Raw genomic sequence first — 1,140 nt, 5'->3', positions numbered from 1 at the left:
GGCGGACAGACCGACGGCGACGGCGGCGCAATCCTCGTCAACACCGGCGGCACCCTCACCACCAACCACAGCACCATCACCCGCAACATCACCGAGGGCGACGGTGGCGCAATCAGCTCCAACGGCAGTACCTACGTGAATCACTCCACCATCAGCCACAACACCGCTGGCAATCTCGGTGGAGGCATCACCAACTTCGGCCTCCTCGACGTTAAAAAGTCTCAGGTGAACGCCAACACCGCAGCCGTAGCGGGCGGCGGAATCCTGAGCTTTGCAACAGCACAGATCGCGCACAGCACTATCGCCACCAACAGCGCACCAACCGGAACGATCGGCGGCATATTCATAAGCGGCACCGGCACTGTCACAGAAAGTCACATTACAAAAAACACAGCCACCGAGGCTGCCGGCGTGGTGATGGACTTCAACACGCAACTCACGCTCAAATCCGTCACCCTGGTCGGAAACACCGCTACCTCGGGCCGCGCTGGCGGCTTGGCGACCAGCGACGACTCCTCCGTTGTCATCGAAGGCAGCGTCATCGCGAACAACACCGCCGCCACCGATGGCGGCGGCATCTACAACCTTGCAGAGCTAGTGTCCCGAAAAACCAAGATCACCGGAAATCAGGCCGATCGGGGTGCTGGCATTTTTAACGTTGACACAGCCATCCTCGTCGGCACGAAGGTGGTCAAGAACGTCGCCATCACCGACGGCGGAGGGATCTTCAACAGCGGCGGCACGGTGGAGCTCAACACCGCAACCGGCACAGTCGTAATCAAAAACCGACCCAACAACTGCGTCGATGTTCCCGGCTGCGCCGGTTAGCAACCTCCATGCCGCACACCGAACGAGGGGGTCCGCCCGGAAGATCCTGACCCCCAAGGACCGGACTGACCAACGGGGCAACTGCCAGCCCTGACCCTGCCCGCGAGTCGCCGCCCTCCTCAGGTATGCCCGAATCCGCCGCGGCTACCTGTCTAGTCCGGGGCAAATACTTCATATTCATCTTTATTCGGGATGACAGCTAGTTAGCGTGCGGGGTGGCTGCTACCACCCGCCTGGTAGCCGAGAAGCACCATGCCCGGTCCGCCCCGGCGCTGGCAGCTCCTCACCACACGGGGAAGGAGATCGACACCG

General features: G+C 61.7%; 1 pseudogene. It reads left to right on the top strand.

Features of this window, described 5'->3' with window-relative positions:
• A pseudogene (locus T398_RS26790) lies at positions 1-828 on the top strand (right-handed parallel beta-helix repeat-containing protein); the annotation flags it as partial.
• Positions 829-1,140 lie beyond the last annotated feature (312 nt).

The sequence above is a fragment of the Salinispora goodfellowii genome, assembly GCF_059570675.1.
Note: the sequence above shows the minus strand (reverse complement) of the source record. Positions and strands in the feature narration are given on the sequence as shown.